This window comes from Paenibacillus sp. RC21 (assembly GCF_044907935.1).
Taxonomy (GTDB): domain Bacteria; phylum Bacillota; class Bacilli; order Paenibacillales; family Paenibacillaceae; genus Paenibacillus; species Paenibacillus terrae_A.
This window is the reverse complement of sequence record NZ_JBIYCS010000010.1, coordinates 46706-69146: the sequence shown is the minus strand read 5'-3', so window position 1 is coordinate 69146 and position 22441 is coordinate 46706. Positions and strand designations below refer to the sequence as shown.

Annotated in this window: 17 protein-coding genes; 2 read left to right on the top strand and 15 right to left on the bottom strand. The window is 47.1% G+C overall.

Features of this window, described 5'->3' with window-relative positions; genetic code table 11:
• Positions 1-110 precede the first annotated feature (110 nt).
• Complete coding sequence (locus tag ABIA61_RS23690; protein WP_283654630.1) at positions 111-1850, bottom strand: two-component system sensor histidine kinase NtrB; 1740 nt, start codon at positions 1848-1850, stop codon at positions 111-113.
• A 391-nt stretch (positions 1851-2241) separates the two neighbouring features.
• Between ABIA61_RS23690 and ABIA61_RS23685 the strand changes: the two genes are divergently transcribed.
• Positions 2242-3507, top strand: a complete 1266-nt coding sequence (locus tag ABIA61_RS23685; RefSeq protein ID WP_283654629.1) for a BaiN/RdsA family NAD(P)/FAD-dependent oxidoreductase — start codon at positions 2242-2244, stop codon at positions 3505-3507.
• 210 nt (positions 3508-3717) lie between these two features.
• Here ABIA61_RS23685 and ABIA61_RS23680 read toward each other — a convergent pair whose 3' ends face one another.
• From ABIA61_RS23680 to ABIA61_RS23650, 7 genes are all read right to left on the bottom strand, one after another.
• The gene (locus tag ABIA61_RS23680; RefSeq protein ID WP_283656187.1) at positions 3718-5388 is read right to left on the bottom strand and encodes a ribonuclease J; all 1671 of its coding nucleotides are present in this window, start codon (positions 5386-5388) and stop codon (positions 3718-3720) included.
• Positions 5389-5500: 112 nt separating this feature from the next.
• On the bottom strand, positions 5501-6931 hold the full coding sequence (locus ABIA61_RS23675; protein ID WP_283654628.1) for a YfcC family protein: 1431 nt from the start codon (positions 6929-6931) through the stop codon (positions 5501-5503).
• Between the two features lie 2 nt (positions 6932-6933).
• Positions 6934-8517: an amidohydrolase gene (locus ABIA61_RS23670; RefSeq protein WP_283654627.1), complete on the bottom strand. Its 1584-nt coding sequence runs from the start codon at positions 8515-8517 to the stop codon at positions 6934-6936.
• Positions 8518-8653: 136 nt separating this feature from the next.
• Positions 8654-9367, bottom strand: coding sequence for a GntR family transcriptional regulator (locus ABIA61_RS23665; protein ID WP_283654626.1), 714 nt, complete (start codon positions 9365-9367; stop codon positions 8654-8656).
• A 92-nt stretch (positions 9368-9459) separates the two neighbouring features.
• Positions 9460-10272, bottom strand: a complete 813-nt coding sequence (locus tag ABIA61_RS23660) for a fructoselysine 6-kinase (protein ID WP_283654625.1) — start codon at positions 10270-10272, stop codon at positions 9460-9462.
• A gap of 28 nt (positions 10273-10300) precedes the next feature.
• Entirely contained in the window at positions 10301-11269 is a 969-nt protein-coding gene (locus tag ABIA61_RS23655; RefSeq protein WP_283654624.1) for an SIS domain-containing protein, read from the bottom strand.
• 284 nt (positions 11270-11553) lie between these two features.
• Positions 11554-11988: a hypothetical protein gene (locus ABIA61_RS23650; RefSeq protein ID WP_283654623.1), complete on the bottom strand. Its 435-nt coding sequence runs from the start codon at positions 11986-11988 to the stop codon at positions 11554-11556.
• Between the two features lie 278 nt (positions 11989-12266).
• Here ABIA61_RS23650 and ABIA61_RS23645 point away from each other — a divergent pair, with 278 nt between their 5' ends.
• A complete protein-coding gene (locus ABIA61_RS23645; protein ID WP_014279758.1) occupies positions 12267-12731 on the top strand; it encodes a MarR family winged helix-turn-helix transcriptional regulator in 465 nt (154 codons plus the stop codon).
• A gap of 175 nt (positions 12732-12906) precedes the next feature.
• Here ABIA61_RS23645 and ABIA61_RS23640 read toward each other — a convergent pair whose 3' ends face one another.
• The 7 genes from ABIA61_RS23640 to ABIA61_RS23610 all read right to left on the bottom strand — a co-directional run bounded on the left by ABIA61_RS23640 (position 12907) and on the right by ABIA61_RS23610 (position 22245).
• Complete coding sequence (locus ABIA61_RS23640; protein WP_283654622.1) at positions 12907-14463, bottom strand: glycoside hydrolase family 32 protein; 1557 nt, start codon at positions 14461-14463, stop codon at positions 12907-12909.
• Between the two features lie 239 nt (positions 14464-14702).
• Positions 14703-16202, bottom strand: coding sequence for a glycoside hydrolase family 68 protein (locus tag ABIA61_RS23635; RefSeq protein ID WP_404581336.1), 1500 nt, complete (start codon positions 16200-16202; stop codon positions 14703-14705).
• A gap of 708 nt (positions 16203-16910) precedes the next feature.
• Positions 16911-18425 carry an MDR family MFS transporter gene (locus ABIA61_RS23630; protein ID WP_404581334.1) on the bottom strand — a complete coding sequence of 505 codons (1515 nt, stop codon included), beginning with the start codon at positions 18423-18425 and terminating at the stop codon, positions 16911-16913.
• A 172-nt stretch (positions 18426-18597) separates the two neighbouring features.
• A complete protein-coding gene (locus ABIA61_RS23625; RefSeq protein ID WP_404519702.1) occupies positions 18598-20136 on the bottom strand; it encodes an ABC transporter ATP-binding protein in 1539 nt (512 codons plus the stop codon).
• 57 nt (positions 20137-20193) lie between these two features.
• On the bottom strand, positions 20194-20781 hold the full coding sequence (locus ABIA61_RS23620; RefSeq protein WP_283654619.1) for an ECF transporter S component: 588 nt from the start codon (positions 20779-20781) through the stop codon (positions 20194-20196).
• Between the two features lie 125 nt (positions 20782-20906).
• The gene (locus tag ABIA61_RS23615; RefSeq protein ID WP_283654618.1) at positions 20907-21665 is read right to left on the bottom strand and encodes an energy-coupling factor transporter transmembrane component T family protein; all 759 of its coding nucleotides are present in this window, start codon (positions 21663-21665) and stop codon (positions 20907-20909) included.
• Entirely contained in the window at positions 21649-22245 is a 597-nt protein-coding gene (locus ABIA61_RS23610; protein WP_404519703.1) for a GNAT family N-acetyltransferase, read from the bottom strand. Before ABIA61_RS23610 ends, ABIA61_RS23615 begins: the two co-directional genes overlap by 17 nt.
• Positions 22246-22441 lie beyond the last annotated feature (196 nt).

Sequence of the window (22441 nt, the reverse complement as noted above, 5' to 3'; positions counted from 1 at the left end):
ATTACGTTGCTTAATTTCAGCCTCTGCCGTGTTAAAGACATGGACGTCTAATCTTTATTATACAATCTTTTTCACGCAATTTGCAAAAATCCAGACATATATTTGTACAATTATTTCTGTATGGAATTCATGGAAGGTGATTCAGAATGATCCCTGTGAGTTGGAATGGTTCTGCGCAATCGAACTTTAAACTGCGTTCCCATTCCCTCCACCGAATCTACGGCAATCGTACCGTGATGACGCTCTACAATACTTTGGCATAATGCCAGGCCCAGACCTGTACCTTTCGTTTTGGTCGTGTAAAAAGGCTGGAACAGCTTTTCAAGCTGATTTTGCGGAATACCGGGACCCGTGTCCTTCACTTCCAGCTCCACAAAATCGCCCTCTTCATGCGTTGAAATCGTCAGCACACCTTTATCCCCCATAGCCTCCATCGCATTACGCGACAGATTGAGCAGCAATTGCTTCATTTCCTTAGAGTTCAAATGCAGCATTGCGACATGATCCTCCAGCTTCAGCTCGATCGTCTGTCCTCTCAGATTGGCATCTGCCCACAGCAGAGGAGTGAGTTCACGGATAATATCATGCAGATGGCATTGTTCCTTCTCGACAATTCGGTTCTGGGCAAGTGACAGAAAATCGTTAATAATTCCATTCGCCCGGTCCAGCTCCTCCATCACAATACGGTAGTAGTGACCGAGGGAGTCGGGACTCTTTTCGCGCATGAGCTGTAAAAATCCTCGCACAACCGCCATCGGATTGCGTATTTCATGAGTAATGCCCGCCGCCATCTGTCCGACCAGACTAAGCCTCTCGAAATTGCCCAACTCGCTGCGCAGTGTCTCCAGCTCTGTAATGTCCTGCAAGGCGATAATGACACCTGTCGTTTTGCTTACATGTTTATCACGAATGGGAAGGAAGCTTGAGAAAAACACTTTGGGAGGCACATTTATAAAATCAGCACCCGCCTCTCCTTCAAGGGCCCTCGCAACCCGCTCATTGACCACTGGTACAGTGTTAAAACCCAACAGCGATGTCAAAGGACGCCCCACCACCTCAGGGAGCGTAATAAACGGATCGACGTCCCGATAGAGTTCCAGCATCGTTTTGTTCATATGTATAACCCGTTCTTCGCTGTCCAGAGTGACTAGAGCTAACGGCATCAGATCCATAACTTGACGCAGCTTATCGGCTTCAATTAAATATTTGCTCGTAAACTCGGTCACATCCCGCCGCAACGCCAGCTTCTCGAAGGCATTTTGCATCAGACTGACGACCAAAAAGCTTGCCAGCACACCTGCTGCAATGTTCCAAAGTGTCGTAAGGAGATCAGGAACATATACCCAAACATCCTGTTTGCCCCACAATAGCGGGAATAACGCCTTTAACAGCATATCAGCCGCAACATAGGCAGAAATAAGAAGTTTTTTGTCCAACAATGTTCCTCTTTGAAAGAACTTGACGTACAGCAGCATAAAAGGAAAAAGAATAAAACCCGTACCCACATACATTGGCGACATTGCCGTAGACTGGGCTATAATCAGAACACTGACCAGCGCAGAAGCGGCAAGAATAAATGCGGTGCGCCGTCTGCCGTACATGATGCCAACAGCGAGAGGGATAATCCCCAGATTGGAAGGTAGGCCATAAGGAGACTGATATTGAAAGAGCGAACATAGCAATATGGCTGGCAAGCAACACCAAAAAAGGATCCTTTGATTAGATCCGGAAAGCAGATTGCCACCCCAAACCTTTTTCTTATCCCCATAATCCGTTAATATAGAGAAAAAACCCGCCGACATCACGGCAAGGAGAACTTGAAGCACACTTTCCTTCAACGCAATTAACAAGGACTTCTCCCCCTCATCATCTTTCCTTGACGCCGTTAGTTGAATTAAAGCACAGGCTACAATATATTACAATATATGTGTTAAAATCCCGGTATAGAACGACAAAATCTGCGAAACACAGATTGATAGGAAGTTGACGTCTTTACGTATTTTCGTGAAAAATAGAGATGATGACTGCTACTATCCATATATGGACAGAGATATTTTGGTTCATCTATATATTGCACTCTAGAGCAAATACAATTGAATACTCAAGCTTGTGATAGGGTATATCTTTATACAGAAATACAGCGATAATGTGTATCTGAGGTAACGGTATTACGATATGATGAAAATCCTGTTACCCCATTTTGAGTTTTCGAAAAATTTTTCAACAAAAAGGAAGAGGTTCATGACATACGACGTTATTGTAATTGGAGGCGGCTCAGCCGGATTAATGGCCGCTGCGGCAGCCAGCGGTGAGGGCGCCAAGGTGCTTTTACTCGAAAAAGGAAATAAGCTCGGACGAAAGCTGGGTATTTCCGGTGGAGGGCGCTGCAACGTCACGAATGCAAAAGAGCTGGACGAGTTGATCCGGCACATCCCCGGCAATGGACGTTTTCTGCACAGTGCGCTGGCGGCTTTTGGCAACCGGGATATTATCGCCTTTTTTGAACAACTGGGCATAGCCTTAAAGGAAGAAGACAACGGGCGTATGTTTCCGGTGACGGATAAGGCCAAAACAGTTGTCGATGCCTTGGTCAACAAGGTTCGTTCTCAAGGAGTGGACATTCGGACGGGTTGCCCCGTACAGGAGGTTCTTTACAAAGAAGGCCATACTGCGGGGGTAAGACTGCGTTCCGGGGAAACCCTTCGCAGCTGCAATGTTATTGTTGCGGTCGGTGGCAAATCTGTTCCGCATACAGGCTCGGAAGGTGACGGCTACGCATGGGCCGAGCAAGCAGGACATACGATCACCGAGCTGTATCCAACGGAGGTTCCATTAACGTCAGGTGAGACGTTTATCCAGACGAAGGAGCTACAGGGGCTATCCTTGCGCAACATCAGCCTGACCGTGTGGAATGCGAAGCAAAAAAAGGTCGTCGTCCACGAGGGAGACATGATTTTTACACACTTTGGCCTGTCGGGCCCCTCCGCCTTGCGATGCAGTCAGTTTGTCGTAAAAGGAATGAAAAAGGACAAGACCAGCACGGTACTGCTGACTCTGGATTTGCAGCCTCACAAGCATGCTGATGAAGTCTACCGCGAAACACTGGAGCTGGCGGCAGCCGATGCCAAAAAAGCAATTAAAAATGTGCTCAAGCCTTATTTGCCGGAGCGCCTGATTCCGCTGCTGCTCCAGCAAACCGAGCTGCGTGAGGATTTGACGTATGATCATATTCCGAAGCAGCAATGGCAGGAGCTAGCCCATCGAATCAAGGCATTTCCGATCCGCGTGAACGGTACGCTCTCTCTGAAGGAGGCGTTCGTTACCGGAGGCGGTGTGAATTTGAAGGAAATCAATCCGAAAACGATGGAGTCCAAGCTGATGCCGGGATTGTTTTTCTGCGGTGAGATTTTGGATATTCACGGGTACACGGGCGGCTATAATATTACGGCGGCGTTTACCACGGGGCATACGGCGGGAACACAGGCGGCTTTAAACGAAATGCTGTAGGAGTGTGGAGACGCTGCGCGTAGGCTTTGATCTTACGATCGCTGTTGCTTCTTCAGATTCAAATCCTCCGCTTCGCTGCATACCGCCACCGCATCCTCGTTTTTTGGGGGAGGTAGGAAAAGGAGATGAAAAAAGACTTAAATCAGTGGTGTTACTGATTCAAGTCTTTTTTTGGTTAATGGCGTAATGAACAAAATCCATGCCAGTTTCCTAAATCTCAATAATGATAGGTAAAATCATGGGTCTTCTCTTGGTCTGACTGTAAATAAATCGGCCAACATTGTCCTTTAACATCTGCTTAATCAGACCCCACTGACTCATTTCGATTTCTGTTAACTCGTTCACTGTTGACATGATTGTCTCGCGGATTTGGTTCATGAGGACTTCAGAATCCTTAACAAACACAAAGCCCCTTGAAATGACCTCTGGCATTGCGAGCATATGCTTCTCATTTTTGCTCAAAGTCGTAACAATAATCAGCATTCCGTCTGAAGAAAGTTTTTTCCGGTCTCGTAGCACAATATTACCCACATCACCTGTCATCAGCCCATCTACTAGACTGTTGCCAGATGGTACTTTGGGCCCCAGGGATGCCCTTCCTTCTTCAATCTGAATGGTGTCACCGTTATGAACAATAAACACATTTTCATTCGGAATCCCTACAGATTCCGCTAACAGACGATGCTGATACAGCATTCGGAATTCACCATGCACGGGAATCAAATACTGAGGTTTCATCAGGGTCAACATTAATTTCAGCTCTTCCTGGCTGCCATGACCGGATACATGCATCCCTGTTGAGCTACCTGATCCATAAATGACTTGGGCGCCCAGCACGTATAGGTTGTCAATCACTTGGGCAAGATTCCGCTCATTCCCCGGTATAGCTCCTGCGGCAATGATTACGGTATCCCCGGGCAAAATTTCAATTTTTCGATGCATCGAATTGGCTAGCCGGGACAGTGCAGCCATCGGCTCTCCCTGACTCCCGGTACATAAAACTGCGATTTTTTCTGCAGGAAACTTCTCTGTTTCCTCCGCCTCAATCAACAGATCTTCGGGCATGCTCAAAAAGCCTAGCTCCTTAGCCACAGACACAACATTTATCATGCTCCGGCCGAGCAAAACCAGTTTGCGACCCGTTTCCACAGCCGCGTCAATGACTTGCTGGACACGGTTAACATTGGAAGCGAACGTGGAAATAAATACTTGTTGTTTTGCCCTAGCAAACGCATCCAGAATATGCCCGCCAACCAAACGTTCTGAAGGAGTAAATCCCGGTCTTTCAGCATTGGTACTTTCGGAAAGAAGCACTTTAACTCCCTGTTTTCCAATTTCGGCCATTCGATGAAGATCCGGAAAGGGTCCGCTCACGGGAGACATATCGAATTTGAAATCCCCGGTATGAACCACATTTCCTTCCGGTGTCTGAAAAAAGACTCCCAAGCAATCAGGGATGCTGTGGACGGTGGTAAAAAAGGAGGCCTGGATCGTGCCAGCTTGAACGATTGAATTCGCATCTATAAGATGAAGCTCGGCATCACGTAAAAGGTTATGCTCCTTTAGCTTTATCTTAATCAATTCGATGGTGAGCTTTGTCCCATAAACGGGAATGTTGATCTGTTTCAGTAAATAAGGAATACCTCCGATGTGATCCTCATGCCCATGAGTCACGATGAGCGCTTTGACTTTATCTTTATTTTCCAGTAAATAGGTGAAATCTGGCACAATGAGGTCAATACCAGGCAAGTTCTCATCAGGAAACTTGGAGCCACAATCGATAACGACAATATCCTGATCGTATTGGATGAAATACATGTTTTTCCCGATTTCATTAACACCGCCTAGAGCAGCAATGAGTAATCTATTATCAGCATGCATCAATTTTATTTCCTCCTTAGGAAAATGCTATCCATATTATTCATTTTCCACGTAAACTTATGCACAAAAAGAAACCCTTGTCTCTAAAAGACAGGGGCTCTCACTTGATTTATTAAATACCCACCGCTGCCGAAATAGCAGCAAAAATAACAGCAACTAGCCACAGAATCGGGAATAGCTTGAAGATTACCTTTAGCCACTGTCCAAAGCTGATCCGGGCAATGGCCAATCCTGCCAGCAGTACGCCACCCGTCGGTGAAATGAGATTGGTTAACCCGTTACCGAATTGGTACGCTGTGACTACTGCTTCACGATTAATGCCTACAAGATCGCCAAGCGGTGCAAGTACAGGCATGGTTAGTGCAGCTTCCCCCGAAGAAGATGGGACCAGGAAAGTAATAATATTATGTGCAACCAACATAATGGTAGTGAACAAGTAACTTGGCAATCCTTCCAGGCTGCTTGCGAGTGAATTCAATACGGTATCGATGATCATACCCTGCTCGGCGATAATCAGAATTCCGCGGGCGAGACCTATGATCACTGCAGCGTAGATAAATTCTCCACACCCTTTTACAAAATTCTCAGCTATTTCCTTCTGGCTCATTTTGGTAACTATCCCGACAAAAATACCGAGTGCGAAGAAAAGGGCGCCGATTTCAGTCATATACCAGCCTTTGGCCAAAATTCCCCAGACAATCGCTCCAAGCGTTACAATAAATCCGCCTATAATTAATTTGTCCCGAAACGTGAAGACGACGTTCTCACCTGTGTTTTCTTTTATAAATTGCTCGCGGTTTATAATATCACTCTGAAACACTATGGATTTTTCCGGATTTCGCTTAACCCGGTGCGCATACCACATCGTAAAGGCAATAGAAATCGCAGTAAATACAAGCCATTCAATAAATCTCAGCCAGAGCTGAGGATTACCATCCACTCCTGCTATCCCCTGAGCAATCAGAACTGAAAATGGGTTTACAGTCGAACCCACATATCCTATCTGCGTTCCCAAAAATAGAATAAGGATAGCCGTCATAGAATCGAAGCCGAGGGCAAACATCAATGGAATAAAAATTGCATACAGCGGAATAATTTCTTCACTCATCCCAAAGGTGGAGCCTCCGAGACTGAAAATGACCATGGCAATGGGAATAAGCAGTATCCCCTTATGTTTCAGCCGTCCAGCAAGAACTGTCAAGGCACGATCGATGGCTCCTGTCTGCAAAATAATTCCGAAGGCACCACCCACAATAAGCACAAAGGAGACGACATCAGCGGCATTGATAATCCCCTCGATTGGAGCAGCGAGAATTTGGGGGAGTCCCTGCCTTAAATCACCCTTTTCACCAGTTTTGGGTACAGTATGATAAGTTCCCGAAACAATCGCCGTTTTGGTCACACCGTTCACTGTCACTTCATGACGCTCAAATTGTCCGCTCGGCACAATCCATGTCAATGCGGCGACTGTGATAATAATCAAAAATATTAATGTATAGCTATGGGGCAAGGATAATTTCCATTTCTTCTTCTCGATGTTCATGTTTATCCCTCATTCCAAGAATGGTTATAAGTAACCTTCCCTCCCATGATGGTCAGTATCACTTGGGCATCCCTGATATCACCAGCAGATGCATTCAGGAGGTTACGGTCAAAAACAGCAATGTCCGCATATTTCCCGGCCTCCAGCGTACCTGTATCCTCTTCCATATAACAATGTCTGGCTCCATTGATGGTCCATGCCTTTAAAACTTCAGATGGCGGCATCCCCCGATCAGAATACCAGCCTCCAGCAGGCGAACCGTCCGGAAATAACCGGTGAGAAGCTGAGTACAGTGAATCGGGAACACTGGTTATAAATAAGGGCAGATCAGTCCCAATCGTTATCGGCACATTAGCTTCCAGCATGGATTTATAATTATAAAAGCGGTGTTCATTCCCTTTGCCTGCTACAACAGACATATAAGCCTCTTCATAGGTAGGATTCAGTAGCAGGATTTGGGCGTAGACTTCGGCAAAAATTTCGTTTTCACCCATTCTGATCAGATCATCTGGATGAGGGTATTCAATATCACTAATAGAATGCCTGATATGGTTATTACCTTGTCGGTCACGGCATTTAATAATCATGGATACCGCTTGACGAATTGCTGCATCGCCTTCCGCGGTCAAGCAGCATTTGATCCCTTGACTGTCGGCTTCCAGCACAGATTCTTCAATCTTGTTGTAATCAACGGGCCTCAGCGTCGTTACTCCGGGCATATCTGCGTAGGGTTCCAGCATGTCTCCCGTATGATCTGCTACGACACCGTCAAGCATCAGCTTGTATCCTTGGAAACGAATAAGGTCTCCATTATAAAGGGCTTTATATTGGGTGCCCGTGGAAATATCCAGCGGTTCAACGACTGGTTCAAGCGCAAAATGAAATCTGAGCAGCAGTTCATCCTCATCTTGCAGTTCTTTGACAATAGGTAGCAACTCGCTATGTCTGTCAAAGCCAATATCTTTTATAGAAGTAACTCCCCGTGCGGCCAGCATCCGGCTAAACTCCATAAACTCTTGCTTAACAAGGCTGTGGTCCTGCATCATAGCCTGGTTAAGCAAAACGCGTGCTTCAGCACTGCATTGATCCGGCGAAAATTGATATTTATCCTGAGCCAATCGGTTCATCCAGCAGTAGCTTTTATTTAGATTAATAGCGATGACCGCCCGCTCGGGAAACAACTCGTCCAACAAGCTTTGCTCAGGCAGGCTGCCCCAATTTTCCTCGCTCCATCCGTAAGCGTTTACATCTTTTCCTGACGGAAGGTTACTTGCCTCCTGTAGCATTAACTTTACTGCTTCTTCTATCGAGGCTGTATGAGTCAGATCCACGCCCCGATGCATCGACATATATCCGGTAAAAAATACATGGTTGTCATGAACTCCTGGCATAACAAAGGCATCACCCAAATCATAGACAACCGTTTCCACTCCTATCCAAGCTTGTGCTTCTTCGGGACGTCCCACTGCTGCAATACGGTCTCCTCGCAGTGCAATAAACCCAGGTGAAGCTTCATCTTCCAAGCCATTAAAAATAGCATTTGACAGCAGGACCTTGTCCGCCAGTGCATCATTCTTCCGTTGCATATTTTCACCACCTTCATTATTTATTCACCAATATTATAACGTAATATAACGTTATAATATTGGTTCTGCTTCTCCCCACTGGATGGAAGCAGAAGCTGCGCCGTACCTGAACAGCCTTGCATTACAGGCGACGGATTTATATTGAGAATTGATAACGGTCTCCGATGATGTACTGCTTACCTACATGAACGGGGCTTCCATGCTGATCATAAATAATCGTATGCATGTAGAACAATGCTTGCCCGATGGCCGTCTCCAGCAGCTTTGCCTGGTATTCATCCGCCAAAGAGATTTGTAATATCGTCTCTCCCGGTTGATTAGGATCGATGCTGTATTTATCACGCAGCAGTTCGTACACAGACCCCTCCAGCTGCTCGTCCATTAGAAAAGCAAATCGGTCATAAGGATAAAAATTATTCTCCAGCATGAGCGGTTGATCACCGGCGTATCTTTTGCGCTGAATATATAGCACTTTTTCTCCTTGCTGCAGCTGCAGCTGAGGTGCAATTTCCTCATCTGCTTCCAGGATTTCACGTTCTGTGACCACACTGTGTGAAGAGAGCCCATTGGATTTGCAGGCAGCCGTAAAGCTGATTACATGTTCAATCTTCCGACCGATCTTGGGTACATTAACAAAGGTGCCTTTCCCTTGACGTTTGGTCAGATAACCTTCACGAACCAATTCGGCAATTGCCTTTCTTACGGTAATTCGACTTACATTATAGGTCTCGCTTAGCTCCGTTTCGGTCGGTATACGACCTCCCTGTGTGAATGTTCCATTATGAATAGCGGTTTTGACCGCTTTTTGTAATTGAATATATAATGGCTCTGCCTGTTCTGAATTCAGCATACGATACCCTCACTTGTCATATAACGTTATATCACTCCCACTAAGAGTATCAAATGTTACATATTTTTACAAGTGAAGATATTTGAAAATGATTAATAACGAACGCCGTATCCGAAAGAGCCTTCTACCAGACAGCTCTGAGCGGCAACCCTTGAGCCTTCGGCCATAGCGTCCTGAATGGCGCCGTTTTTCAAAAAGCTCAGTAAAAAGGCAGTAATATACGAGTCCCCTGCCCCCATTGTATCCACTGCGTCAACGGATTCAGGCATTTGGAAATAAAACCTTGTTCCATCATATGCAACAGATCTGTCTCCACCGCGTGTAGCAACCAGTATTTGTCCTTCTTTTTTTCGTTTAGAGCGGATATAATTTTGTGTCTCTTCGTCTGTCATATGGCTACAAGAGAAAAAAGCAAAATTAGCATGCGTAATATATTGTTCCACCTGTGTATCTGTAAAATCATCCGAGAAGTCAAAGGAAAGAGGAATTTCCAACGCCTCCAATTCAGGCAGCAAATGTCCCGTATGACTGTACAAGCCGGTGTGAATAAGATCGAACCCGCGAAGATAAGCCTTATCCTCTTCGCTCAGTTCCAGTGGATGGAGGCGGGTAACCCCTCCCTCATTGCTATCCAGAAAGACTCTGTCTCCCTCTTCCAATGTTACACGTGCACAGCCGTTCTCCCCGCTGTGATACCTGCACCGTGAGATGTCAATGTCTAGCTCACGGAGGATGTGTTCTACATGTCGTCCTTCGTTATCGTCCCCAAATACTCCTATAAAGGCAGCATCTACTCCCGCCCTTTTGGCAAACACACTGAAATTAAGCGCATTGCCGCCAGGGTACATCATGCGCAAATGAACATATTTATCTACCACATTATCGCCAATGCCTAGAACTTTCATGATGGTTTCCTCCTGTTGGTAAGTGCGCTTAGTAAGCTACCTTGCCCATATAACGGCGAGTTTCCAGTGGATGATTGCGTACATTAGCGAGTGCTTCACGATACACACATACAATGCTGTAAAATAAAACCGGATTAAAAAACTCTACGACCTCGTCAGGAATTGTTCCGATTCCAAGCTCCTTCGCATCGATCACTTCCACTTTCTCGGCATATTGGTTCAGGAAAGTCCGCGCCCGCTCATCCAATGCCCGTGTGCGTCCTTCATTGATCATCAGAATAAATGGAGTTTCCTTATCTGTAACTTCAAACGGGCCGTGGAAAAACTCACCGGAGTGGATTGAGGCCGCATGAAGCCATTGCATTTCCATCAGAGAGCAGATCGCAAATCCGTAGGCATGTCCATAAGAAGCTCCGCTGGTCAGGATATAGAAGAGTTCCTCATTGCGATACTTGTCGGCAAATACACTAGCACGTGGTTCAACTTGCTTTTTGGCCCGGTTTATAATCCCGTTGATTGCCCCCAGTCCGTTCTGGAAAGATTGGTAATGTGCGTAGCCTTCAGTGATATGAAGCAATTCAACAGTAAGCTCCATAATAATGGCCATAGGGTTATTTTTTACATCACTCTCTTCTCCCCATTCATAGAGGAAAACATAATCAGAGTAGTTGAGCAGTGTCGCTTCACTGTTGTGGGTTAAGCCGATCGTGTAAGCACCTTTCTCTTTAGCTGATTTAGCAGCCGCTACCGATTCTGGTGTATTTCCTCCGTGAGAGCAAACGATGACTACTGAGTTTTGACCTAGCCGTTTTGGCAGCGCATGCACAAATTCATTCGCCGTATACATCCCGGCTACCAGCTTCTTTGCTTCACTATCAAGAAAATATTTTGAAGGATACATATCGACTAATGACCCCCCGCAGGCTACCAAATAAACCTCGGAAATCTCTCCACTCATTTGTTCAAAAATCGTCTGAACTGTCTGATGTACATTCATTTTCATCTCTCCTTTTTATATAACGTTATATAACGTATTGTTTACGAGATAAATATAAGCGCTTTCATAAAAAGTGTCAAGCCCAATTATTCTGTGAAAAAAATTATTTTTATAACCTGTCATTAAAAAAAGCTCTAATCCTTTTGTGCACGGAATTAGAGCTCCTTTTTAGATTTAATTCATGGTACTCACACGCAAGGGCATAGTTTTGGATTCAACTTTTAGCCACAATTAACAAATCAGAAGCAACCACTTGGTCGGTCATTTCGCTCATTCATGTAAAGTCAGATGTGAACGCTGCCAGAAAAGCCGTCTACATCGTCTTCGGGTTGATGATCGGAGCTGACGTTGTGCTCCCTTGTCTTCTTGCTGTTCGTTTGGGAGGAACCGTTCTTATACGCTTCGCTCCAATCTTCGTTGATGATGTGCGCGGGAATAATCCAATCCTCCGAACGATAGCCCGGATTTGGCACCCACACACTTCCTTGCAAGCCAGGAATGGCACCCGATTCGGAAGTGTGGTTCCCAGCCTCAAGCATGCTGCCCTCATAGGCTTGGCAAATCTCCAGTGCAGATAGTACATCCTGATTCTCAATATGAACACTCAGACCTGTGTCACCGTTTGTGCTGGCGGTGTACCCGATTTCTTTTAATGTTTCACAGGCTCGGACGGCCTGCTGCGGATCACGAAATTGAAAACGGAAAGAGCCCGTCTCCATGTGCCTCATCTCCTCTGTTGTATCTTATTTTGGGTCCAAAATATATGTTATTTTTTAATATAACCATCTGGGACGGAATTTTTACATTCAAAACCTTTATTTTTCAAAAATTTACTTTAAAGCTTTGAAATTAAATAGTTAAAAAAGCAGCTACTGTGACAAATCGCATGTTCTCATTACGTAAATCCCTTTATGCTAGTAACAAGGGTATGGTTGCCCGGTCATCCAAGCCGAGCGGTCAAAGGATGCCCAAATCCATACATAAAGGCGGAATGAAGATGATAGATTACCGGACACTGGTGACACAGCAATCCATGCATTTGTATAGCGTGTTTGGCAAGTCATTCAAAAGTGTAAATGAGCATGCGGTTGCTGGCATCAAAACGGTGGGCTTCAACCCAACGGCCTTCGCCGTAATGGAAGTTTTGTATCACAAGGGAGCGCAGCCAATCCAGCAAATTGGAGCAAAGCTGTTACTGCAAAGCGGAAATGTCACCTATGTTATCGACAAGCTGGAAAGCCGCGGTTATTTGCACCGTCACCCGTGCGACCAGGATCGCCGGATTATATATGCGGAATTGACGGACGAAGGACAACGCGTCATGGACGAAATTTACCCTGACTATACACGTCAGATTGAACGTGCTTTTAGCGGAATCAGCGAAACCGAAAGAGATCAGCTTATCGGTTTGCTCAAAAAGCTGGGCCGTAGCGCTGACAACCTGTCACCCTATCACAAATAGAATGAATAGTAGTTTTAGCAAATGATCGTTTGTGAATAAACGAACAATCTTATTGCTGTGCTAAACGAAAATTAGATTTACACCAGAAAAGTCCACCCTTATATTCATGGGTGGACTTTCTATATACCTGAATAGAGCGAAATATGCCCAATCTTACGAGCAGCATAAGTACCCGCTAACGATTAAAATGCTTGATCACTACATTGTTAAAAATAGCCGGGCAGCCATCGGTAAAAAGAGTAATTCCCTGATCCTCTAATCGCGGGAATATTAAACTGGAATACGCTACTTCTCCGTCATCTACAAAGACTTCAATGCTGGTTTTATCGACGAGAATTTTCAGGTGAACGTTTTTCTTAGTGGCATCAAAAGGTGCCCTGCTCTCTATATATTTTCCACTCTGATCCGGCTGCCCGGTGTTGGCTCTATTTACGTAAGAGTATTGCCCATCCACCGAAACACCCACATCCACATGACGCTTGCCGTCCGCTGACTCTCGAAGCCTGAATCCCGCATTTTTGATCATTGACCAAGATACATCCGCCTCTAACTGATAAGCATCGCCTGCTGCCGGAAGCGGGTGAGCACCCTCTACCTTGATCTGTCCAAATGATTTCTTTGAAGTTTGGAATTGCTCCAAAGCTTTTATCGGCTGTGAAACCAAGCGATATCCGGCATCTGCTGTATGCTTCAGCCGAATTTGACGAACAATCGAATCCATTCCATTAAAGCCTTCCTTCAGGGTAGGCGTGTTATGGGCATAATCCCAATTGTTCATCCAGGCCAGCGCATAACGGTGACTGTATTTATCTTTGTCTTTCCCATCCTCAAACGTAACTGCACCATACCAGTCAAAGCCATAATCCAGCCACTCAGGCTCACTGCGATCAAGGAGAAATGCTTCTCCATTAAAATCTCCCGTCCAGTAGGCATATGTGTTGGGTCCACCTGTCGATTTGCTATTTGCGCTCACGCCCAGAATCCATTGATAGCTTCCATCATCCGCCCGCATCTGGTAAAGGTCAGGACATTCCACAAGCCCGATATTTTCCGTTTGAAAGCCGCTCGTATAACGCCAATCCTTTAAATTATCAGACTCATAAAAGCCAATCTTTGTTCCTTCCGCCATGACCATCACCCATTGATTACGTTGAATATCTCGGATGATTTTAGGATCTCTGAAGTCCTTTGTACCGGGGTTGGGCATCACAGGCTTGTTGCGGTAAGAAGTAAACGTCTTGCCTTTGTCCTTACTGTACCACAAAAATTGTTCCTGCTTTCCTCCATCTGCGGAGGGCTGTGTCACAATGGCTACCAGCGTGCCTTTTCCAAAACCTGCGGTGTTATTATCGTCGATCACGACTGAACCGGACCAAGGATCTCCATTCGGGTTAGTATATTTGGGAATCGCCACCCCTTCATCTTTCCAATGAACCAGGTCGGTAGATGTGGCATGTCGCCATTCTGTACCGTTCTTTTTGGGATAGTCACGATTATATAAATAGTAATAATGATATTTTCCATCGAAATAAATGGGTCGTTGAGGATCATTCTTCCACTTATCCGGAACGGTAAAATGATAGGATGCCCGGTAGGTTGGCCTCTTCTGTGTTTCTAGACTTTCACTTTTAGCCGGGTGATAAAGGCTCCAGCCAATGGCTATTAATATACTCAGGCCCACGATGACCATGATGGATCGTATCCAAATGCTCTTAGAAGCTATGCTTTTCATCCTGACGATCCTCCCCACTCTCTTTGTCTGGATAGTCTGACGAGCATGCGGGAATGGTCGGATCCCATCCTCTCATTGCACGATATGTATTGTCCGGTATGGGACGGCTCGGTAAATCAAATCTCAGTCCCCGATATCGTCCCACCGGACTTTCTAAGTGAAGAAAAACGCCGATAGAGCACCGAGTTTTCCTTCACTTTCTTTTTTTGCTGCACTCTCTCGCTTAAGCGAATACCTGCTTACTTCTTCCCATAGTCATAGGGTGGAACTTCCTTGTCGTCCGTTGGGTCAATCGTGATTTGCCCTTGCTCCAGAATTCTTTTCTTCACAACAGAAGTTTTGGAGCCTTTAATGTTCAGCAGGAAGCTTGGCGCAAAAGTGGATTTGTGATCCGCGAAAAGCCCCCGGTTTGTCATATAGCTGGTTACTACAACGTTATTTCCTTTGCCTTGCGGAATAGCAAAATGGGCATACGTCCAAGTAATATCATCACGATCCAGATTTTGGTGAAGAACGAGACCGGTTCCATTCAGGGGCTTATAAGGCCCTGTCAAAGAAGTCGATACGTAACCTAGCATGTAAATATCGTCGCTTCCAATGGCATCAACGGTAACTTTGGAACCTCTGGTGCTTGTAAACAAATACCACAAACCATTCATTTTGAAAACATTCGCCCGCTCAATCTCATCAGTTACCAGATTGGATGCAATTAGCGGGTCCATAACTTTTTTCAACGTATAGTCATTATTTAATTCCACGATTCCCAAAGCACCGTTCGCCACTTCGGCCCCGTTTTTCTTGGGACTTTGCTGCAGATTATGTAGCTCTTCCGTGAAAAATTTGTTATTCCCGCCATAATACGCAGATTTATAAAGGGAATCCTCTCCCTGGTAGCCCGTCTCTGTACCTGTGTTCGCTTCAAATATGATGTATTTCTTCCCTTGATCCTCAATATAATGGGGGTCTCTGAATGTGTGGTTATCCAGGTTTACTCCCACGCTTTGCAGGACATTCTGGTAAATATTCCCATCTCCAGCATCGTAAATCGATTTGAGGTCCTCTATACCATTCACTTTCAGGGTTTCGTCATCGGGTTGAGAGAGATTGACTTGGGCCGTAGCCAAGGTTTGCTTGCCGTACAGTTTGTTTTCCGGCTCATAAGGCTGTCTGCTGGTATAAAATAAACGCACTTCTCCATCCGACGTTAAAGTAGCAGAACCGGACCATTCCTCCGCCTGATTTTTCAGGATCGGATCGTTTGCAAGGAATTTATCGTTATCCTTAAATACTCTTCCGGCATTTTTCCAGCCTTCCAGCGAGGTGTTGCCTGCTTTTTGATAGAACAGATAAATAAACGTATCCTCTGCTCTCTTAGGATCGCCTGCCAGTCCAAAAACAATATTGTACCCCTTGTAATTAGCTATCGTTCCATCGGCATTTTGTAGCGGCCAAGTATCCCACACATCCAGATCAATGAGCTTGCCCGACGCGTCGCGCCCTTTTGCCGAAGGAATATTCTTGATGATAGATGCATCAAAGGATGGAACTTCGAATTTTTCTTTGCCTTGCTGATTGAAAATGTTCAGCATATCATGACGCGTGATTTGAGTAAACCTGCTGTCTTCCTTGAGATCAGCACCGTCATTTTCCTCCGCAAAAGCTTGAATGCCGCCTCCTAACAGCAAGGTAGTTGCTACTGTTACGGTTGTTGCTTTTCTGAACCATTTATTAAACTTCAAGTAAGCCATCTCCCTTTTCTGATTATTCTTCCCTGTATCAGATACCCAACTTTTATGTTGGTAGGGCCATTCTATATTTAATGCTTAACGATTGATATAGACTAGATATCCCCTTTTATTCAAGGCTAAAAGAAGGAGACACGTCGAACTCTATCCTCATATTTTCCTATTTAATTTCTGAAAATACCATTTCTTTCATTTCATTTACATTTAAATAAGTTCGTTCCTTGCTTTTTTTGCATATTCAATTTTGCTAGGTAGGTCGCTTCATTTTCCTTCAAAATCATTCAGAAACATTCATCAAAAAATCCATTTGCAAACGAATTCAGAAAAATGGTACTTTAGGGCCCCTTTAATTTTCGAGAAAAATATTAGATACATGTGTAATAAGACTATTCTACCATTAATTTACTTATTTAATTATTCACATACAGTATTTCTGACATAAAAAATACACCTCTGATGCTCATTAGCCCAACTATATAAACTGAACTTTCTGCTTTATCTATGTGAGAAAAAAACTAAACCTATTAAACTATCAGGAAATGACGATTAAAAAAATAGCAGTAGCTCTGGACGCTATTTCCCTGTCCCAAGCTACCGCTATTTCCCTATATATTCTGTATTTCCATACCGCTATACAAGCAATAAACATTCTGTTGGCAAGCGCCACATGTAACAAGGAAACGATCTACGATTCCTTTATTCCTATGCAGTTCCTCCCTGTGCCACCTTTGCAGGCTTGCTTGCTTCTTCTTCCGTACCCGGTGGACGGTTCCGAAGTCCGAGGACGACAAACCAGCTAATGACTGCAATAACAACCATAATGATGAACAGGGAATGCAGACTGTTTTCCAGCACAGAACGGAGCAAGCCAGCAGTCTTGTCACTCAAACTTTGTGAGGCATGAGGTGCAAGCAGGCCGTTAATATCCTCCTGCGTAACCCCTTGCTGTGTAAGCTGTCCGTCTGCTGTCTGGGCAGCAATGCGATAATTCAGCCATGAACCGAAGGCTGCGACACCAATCGTTTGTCCCAGTGTGCGCAGGAACGTATTCAATGCTGTAGATGCACCACGCAACTGGAACCCGACCGAAGACTGGGCAATAATCGTAAACACGGTCATGGAGAAGCCAAAGCCCAATCCATACAATAATGTGGACAGGAACAGCAGCCAGATCGGTGCCATTTCGCCCATCAAGGTCATCACGAAGGCACCCAATACAATCAGGGTCAGTCCGACTAATGAGGTTCGACGCGAACCTAAAGTCAGCAAAATGCGTCCCCCGATCATGGAACCAAACAGCCAGCCTACTGACATTGGAGCCAGTGCCAGACCGGATGAAGCGGCATCTCCGCCGTGTACTCCTTGAATCCAAAGCGGCAGGTAGCTGGTCAGCCCGATCAGCAGAGAACTGACCAGCAGTGCTGCGGCACAGGAAAAAGCGATATCCCGTATCCGAAACAGCTTTAGTGGCACCATCGGTTCCTGAGCGCGTTTTTCGATCACCAAAAACAGAATCAGGAATAAAATAGCAACGGCAGCCAAGGCCAGCAATTCAGGAGAAGCCCAACCGATATATTGTCCGCCCAGTGCCAATACGAGCAAAAGGGCCGTCATTCCAATGGTAAAGGTAACAGCTCCCGGCACGTCGATGCGCGCGGTGCGCTTGGCTACCTGCTCCCGCAGGTAACGAGCGATGAAGAACATTGCAAGCAGTCCAAAAGGGACGTTAAAACCGAAAATCCATTCCCAGCCAAAATAAGTGACCACGTAACCGCCCAGCAAAGGCCCGATTAGGGAAGAAATCCCCCATACCGAGCTGATCATTCCCTGAACTTTTCCGCGTTCCTCCATTTTGTATATATCTCCGATAATGGTAAAGGTAACGGGAATCACGCCGCCCGCTCCAATCCCTTGAATAGCCCGGTACAAAATAAGCTGCTCCATACTACCAGCCAGCATACAAAGCAAAGAACCGAGTACAAACAATGAACAGCCGATCAGAAAAATCGGTTTGCGGCCAAATAAATCGCTAAGCTTGCCGAAAATAGGTGTGGTTACAGCCATCGTCAGCAAATAGGCCGTAAAAATCCAGCTGAGCAAATTCACGCTGCCCAGTTCACTAACAATAGTCGGTCCGGCAGGACCGATGACGGTTCCCTCAATCGCGGCCAGAAAGGTGGCCAACAGAACACCGGTCAGCACGAGCCCGCGCTTCATGGGTTTATCTTTTCCCAAGCAAATCACAAATCCTTTCCTTGTATAAACTGTGTTGCACCTGTACAATTCGACTGCACAGGATTGGTATTACCCGCACTGCATAATCGTAAACAGGCGGCCTATATAGGCCGCCTGTTTTGTACGATGTATATATATTATTGTCTACATATACTTAAATTTTGTCAACTGTAATCGTATGATAAATCTCACTATTTTCCATTTTATAAAGTCGACCCTCTTCCATGCACAGAACATGACTGGCAAAGCTTTCAGCGAACTGCATATCGTGGGTGATGATCAGAAAGGCTGCTCCCTGGTCCGCTTGTTCAACGCACATGCGAAGCAGGATGTTCGCTCCTTCATAATCCGTTCCGGCAGTAGGCTCATCCAAAATGTAAAGCTTTTTGGGCAGAATGAACTGCGCAGCTACGCTTAAGAGCCTTTTTTCACCGCCACTCAGCAGGTACGGAGAGGCATTCAGCCTGTGATCCAGTCGGGCGGCTGTCAGCAATCGCTGCGCCCGTTCCTCATACGCAGCAGGAATCGGCTCGCCAGCCCGTAATCCAAGCTTGACGCGGACGTTGTACAAGCATTCGTCCCACACCGTTGCAGCCGCAAACTGATGCTCCGGCTGCTGGAACACATAACCGATCCCGGCGGCCAGTTGGTGGATCGGCAGCTTCGCCATATCCTGACCCTCCCACCACATGCACCCCTTGGGTGCAGGCAGGAGGCCCATCAGCAGCTTGCCGAGCGTTGTTTTGCCGGAGCCGTTCTCGCCCAGCAGCACGGCTCGTTCGCCGGGTGCAAGGGCAAGGCTCACGCCTGCCAACGCTGCCCGGCTACTGCCGGGATAGGTGAAGGTCAGCCCCTTCACCTCCAACAACGGCAGGCCGGGCTTCGCCCCCGGCCCTTGAGGCACGCCTCCCCTCCCTGCGGGAGAGGGCAGCAGCCCCAAGGCGGCCAACTGCGCGCCATGCTCGCGCAGCAGCTTGTCGGGCGGGCCTTGCAGCTGCACAGCCCCGCCTTCCAGCACGATGACGCGCTGCGCTGCACGCGCGGCATCGTCCATGCGGCCGGACACGGTGACCACCGTCCGGCCTGCGGCATGGAGCCGCCGGCATAGCAGGGCGAAGTCGCTTTGGGCCGGCGGGTCCAGTTGCGCCGCTGCGTCGTCGAACACGACGAGCGGCGCTTCCAGCGCCAGCACCGCAGCGATAGCGGTGCGTTGGCGCTGGCCTCCCGAGAGGCGGCGCACGAAGGAGCCGCGCTCGGGGGCAAGGCCGACGGCCTCCAGCGCAGCCGTCAGGCGCTGCGCTATTTCCGCCGGAGGCACGCGCAGGTTCTCCGGCCCGAAGGCAATCTCGTCTTCGACGATTCCCTGCACCAGCTGGGCATCCGGGTCCTGAAGCACGACGCCGACGGTAGAGGCGACAGCCGCCAGATCAGCCGTGTCCGGGTCCATCCCGTATACGGTCAGCCCCCCAGTCCGTTCACCTTCACCCGAACGGGACAATCCGCCATGGAGAAGCTGGCACAGCGTAGACTTTCCACTTCCGCTGGCCCCGACAATCGCAACATGCTCACCCACCGCAATGTCCAGCGTCAAGCCCTGTATCGCGGGTTCCGCCTGACCATCATACCGATAGCCAAAATCCTTCATGGACACGGCTATTTTACATCTAGAACCATAATCGCTAAATTCATTCATAACCGAAATACCCTCTATCCCTGTTCTTGAAGAATACGGCCTCGCTCTTGGCAAATGCTACGCACGTGAAGCTCGTCCCAACTCAAAACGTTTTAACAGTCCTGTCCGATTCAACGCATCGCCCAACATCTTGGTCAGCAGACCGCACAATACAATGCCGCTCAGGATGCGCACGACCAGTGTAATCGTCAGTACCTTCCAGCCCCAATGCATATAGCCGAACATATTGGCTGCCACGATAAACCACAACGGAACCATAGCCCCGCCTGCCAGCATCAACGAAACGGCATTCCAGCGTCGATGGCGCAGTACAGCAAATACCAGTTCAGCGGCAATCATATAGCAGACCGCAGCCGCGATAATAGAAGCGATTCCGTAGACTGAGCCCATAAAGGACTGCACCACTGCACCGAATGAATAAGCAATTACCGCCGTACCCGGCTTACGAATAATATAATAGGCCAGCAAACCATATATCATGTACAGCCCGACAATGGAGGAAGTCGCGATAGGCCCTCCCAGACTGTTTAATGTTTTGTTAATCATCGACAAATAAACGGTCATGACTCCATTCAACGTTGCCAGCATCGCCATCAGTACAATATCCAGCGTCGTAAATCTTGCAAAAATACGAGATTCCTTCATATGTAATTCCCTATCTCCTCTCCAAATATAAATTACCACTTTCTAAATGTATTCACACATGCCCTTATTGTCAACCATAATTTATTATACGAGTTGACAATAAGGGCGAAAAAAGAGGCTGCTCCCTATAAGCTCCACCATAAAACAGCAGTACCTAATACAGCAACCACAGCACATACATAGCCGGAACGACGACGATCCAACATGCGAAGATAAGTCCGGTCTGCATATGCTCCAAAGCCTTTGCCCTCCATCGCCAGCGCCGTCTGCTGAACTCGCCTCACGGCATTCACCAGCATAGCACCGACATACCCGCCCCACCAGGATAGCCGATTCCGCAGCCCACGCGGCGGTTCCTGTCCACGTACACGCCGTGCCGCCATTATGGTACGTCCTTCCTCTTCCAATAAGGGGAGAAACGTCAGCGCCACCGAAATACCGAACGCAAACCGATAAGGGACACGCAAACGCAGATTCAAAGCCTGTACAAAATCTCGGGGATCTGTTGTTGATAAATAAATATACGAGGCCAAAAACAGCACAAAAATGCGCAGCGTCAACGCCCCTGCGATATCGAGCCCTTCCGCTGTAATCCAGATCGGCCCCAAAGCTGCCACGATATGTCCTTCCCGAATCGCCAGAATAGACAATATAAAATACGGAATGCCCAAACCAATCAGAAATGACATAGCCCGAAGCTGGCGTGCCAACGTTAAGCCTGCCCCAAACCAAGCCGCAGCGATCAGTACAACCAGCAGCGCAGCTTCATGCAGTGTTGAATCCCATGCCATCGACAGCAGGCTAAAGCATCCCACCAGGATCAACTTACTTAATGGCCCCAGCCTGTGCAGCGGCGACGACCCTCCGTTATACTGAAACAGCATTTCGCTTCGCCTCCAGTCTGAGCCATTCTTCATGCAGCAAGGAGTACATCAGCATATCCTTAAAGCCTGTAGACGTATGCTGCACTTGCCGTAACAGCCCTTCCTGCGTCCAGCCCATAGAGGACAACAGGGCTTGCGATCCTGTATTTCGCGGGTCCACCAGCGCTTCCATCCGATTCAGCCGAATCGTGTCATACCCGAAAGACAGCACCAGCCGCAGCGCCTCCGACATATAGCCCTTTCTCCAATAGGGCTTAGCCAGCTCGTAGCCGATTTCGGCTTTATAGGCTCCCTCGGTCTGCCAATAATTAAAGCCACAGCTGCCGATCAGCTTCCCGTTCTCCTTCAGCTCTATGCCCCAGCGCAACGCATCCTCCGTCTGTGCCAGCTCATTCAACAGCTCGATCATATCCTCTGCATCCTCACGCCCGGACATCCCCGTAAGGTTCATATAACGGTGAACCTCCGGGTCAGACCAACAGGCAAACATCGTGGCCGCATCCCCGGTTTCCATCTTTCGCAGCCGAAGACGCGGGCTTTCCAGAGGTGGTATATGCCCCTTACATGCATATGCACACATGTTCAATCATCCTTCCAGCATCAAAGTGACAATAAATATACGCTACATTTAAGCATACCCCTCCAACAAACGCAAACCCCCCCCCTGCTCCACAAATGCGCCGATCCGGCATCCATGAGACAGGAGGGTATGTTTTGAGTCGCTCATTTCCAAGTAGTTAGGCAGACATGAATGTTGACTATACTCTGCATTCCAA

Coding starts and splice junctions, on each gene's coding strand:
- ABIA61_RS23650 (WP_283654623.1), bottom strand. CDS start 11,988: ATGGAGACGGGCTCTTTCCGTTTTCAATTTCGTGATCCGCAGCAGGCC.
- ABIA61_RS23625 (WP_404519702.1), bottom strand. CDS start 20,136: ATGAATGAATTTAGCGATTATGGTTCTAGATGTAAAATAGCCGTGTCC.
- ABIA61_RS23670 (WP_283654627.1), bottom strand. CDS start 8,517: ATGCAACGGAAGAATGATGCACTGGCGGACAAGGTCCTGCTGTCAAAT.
- ABIA61_RS23620 (WP_283654619.1), bottom strand. CDS start 20,781: ATGAAGGAATCTCGTATTTTTGCAAGATTTACGACGCTGGATATTGTA.
- ABIA61_RS23640 (WP_283654622.1), bottom strand. CDS start 14,463: ATGAAAAGCATAGCTTCTAAGAGCATTTGGATACGATCCATCATGGTC.
- ABIA61_RS23615 (WP_283654618.1), bottom strand. CDS start 21,665: ATGCTGTTTCAGTATAACGGAGGGTCGTCGCCGCTGCACAGGCTGGGG.
- ABIA61_RS23630 (WP_404581334.1), bottom strand. CDS start 18,425: ATGAAGCGCGGGCTCGTGCTGACCGGTGTTCTGTTGGCCACCTTTCTG.
- ABIA61_RS23655 (WP_283654624.1), bottom strand. CDS start 11,269: ATGAATGTACATCAGACAGTTCAGACGATTTTTGAACAAATGAGTGGA.
- ABIA61_RS23610 (WP_404519703.1), bottom strand. CDS start 22,245: ATGTGTGCATATGCATGTAAGGGGCATATACCACCTCTGGAAAGCCCG.
- ABIA61_RS23645 (WP_014279758.1), top strand. CDS start 12,267: ATGATAGATTACCGGACACTGGTGACACAGCAATCCATGCATTTGTAT.
- ABIA61_RS23680 (WP_283656187.1), bottom strand. CDS start 5,388: ATGCATGCTGATAATAGATTACTCATTGCTGCTCTAGGCGGTGTTAAT.
- ABIA61_RS23675 (WP_283654628.1), bottom strand. CDS start 6,931: ATGAACATCGAGAAGAAGAAATGGAAATTATCCTTGCCCCATAGCTAT.
- ABIA61_RS23660 (WP_283654625.1), bottom strand. CDS start 10,272: ATGAAAGTTCTAGGCATTGGCGATAATGTGGTAGATAAATATGTTCAT.
- ABIA61_RS23665 (WP_283654626.1), bottom strand. CDS start 9,367: ATGCTGAATTCAGAACAGGCAGAGCCATTATATATTCAATTACAAAAA.
- ABIA61_RS23685 (WP_283654629.1), top strand. CDS start 2,242: ATGACATACGACGTTATTGTAATTGGAGGCGGCTCAGCCGGATTAATG.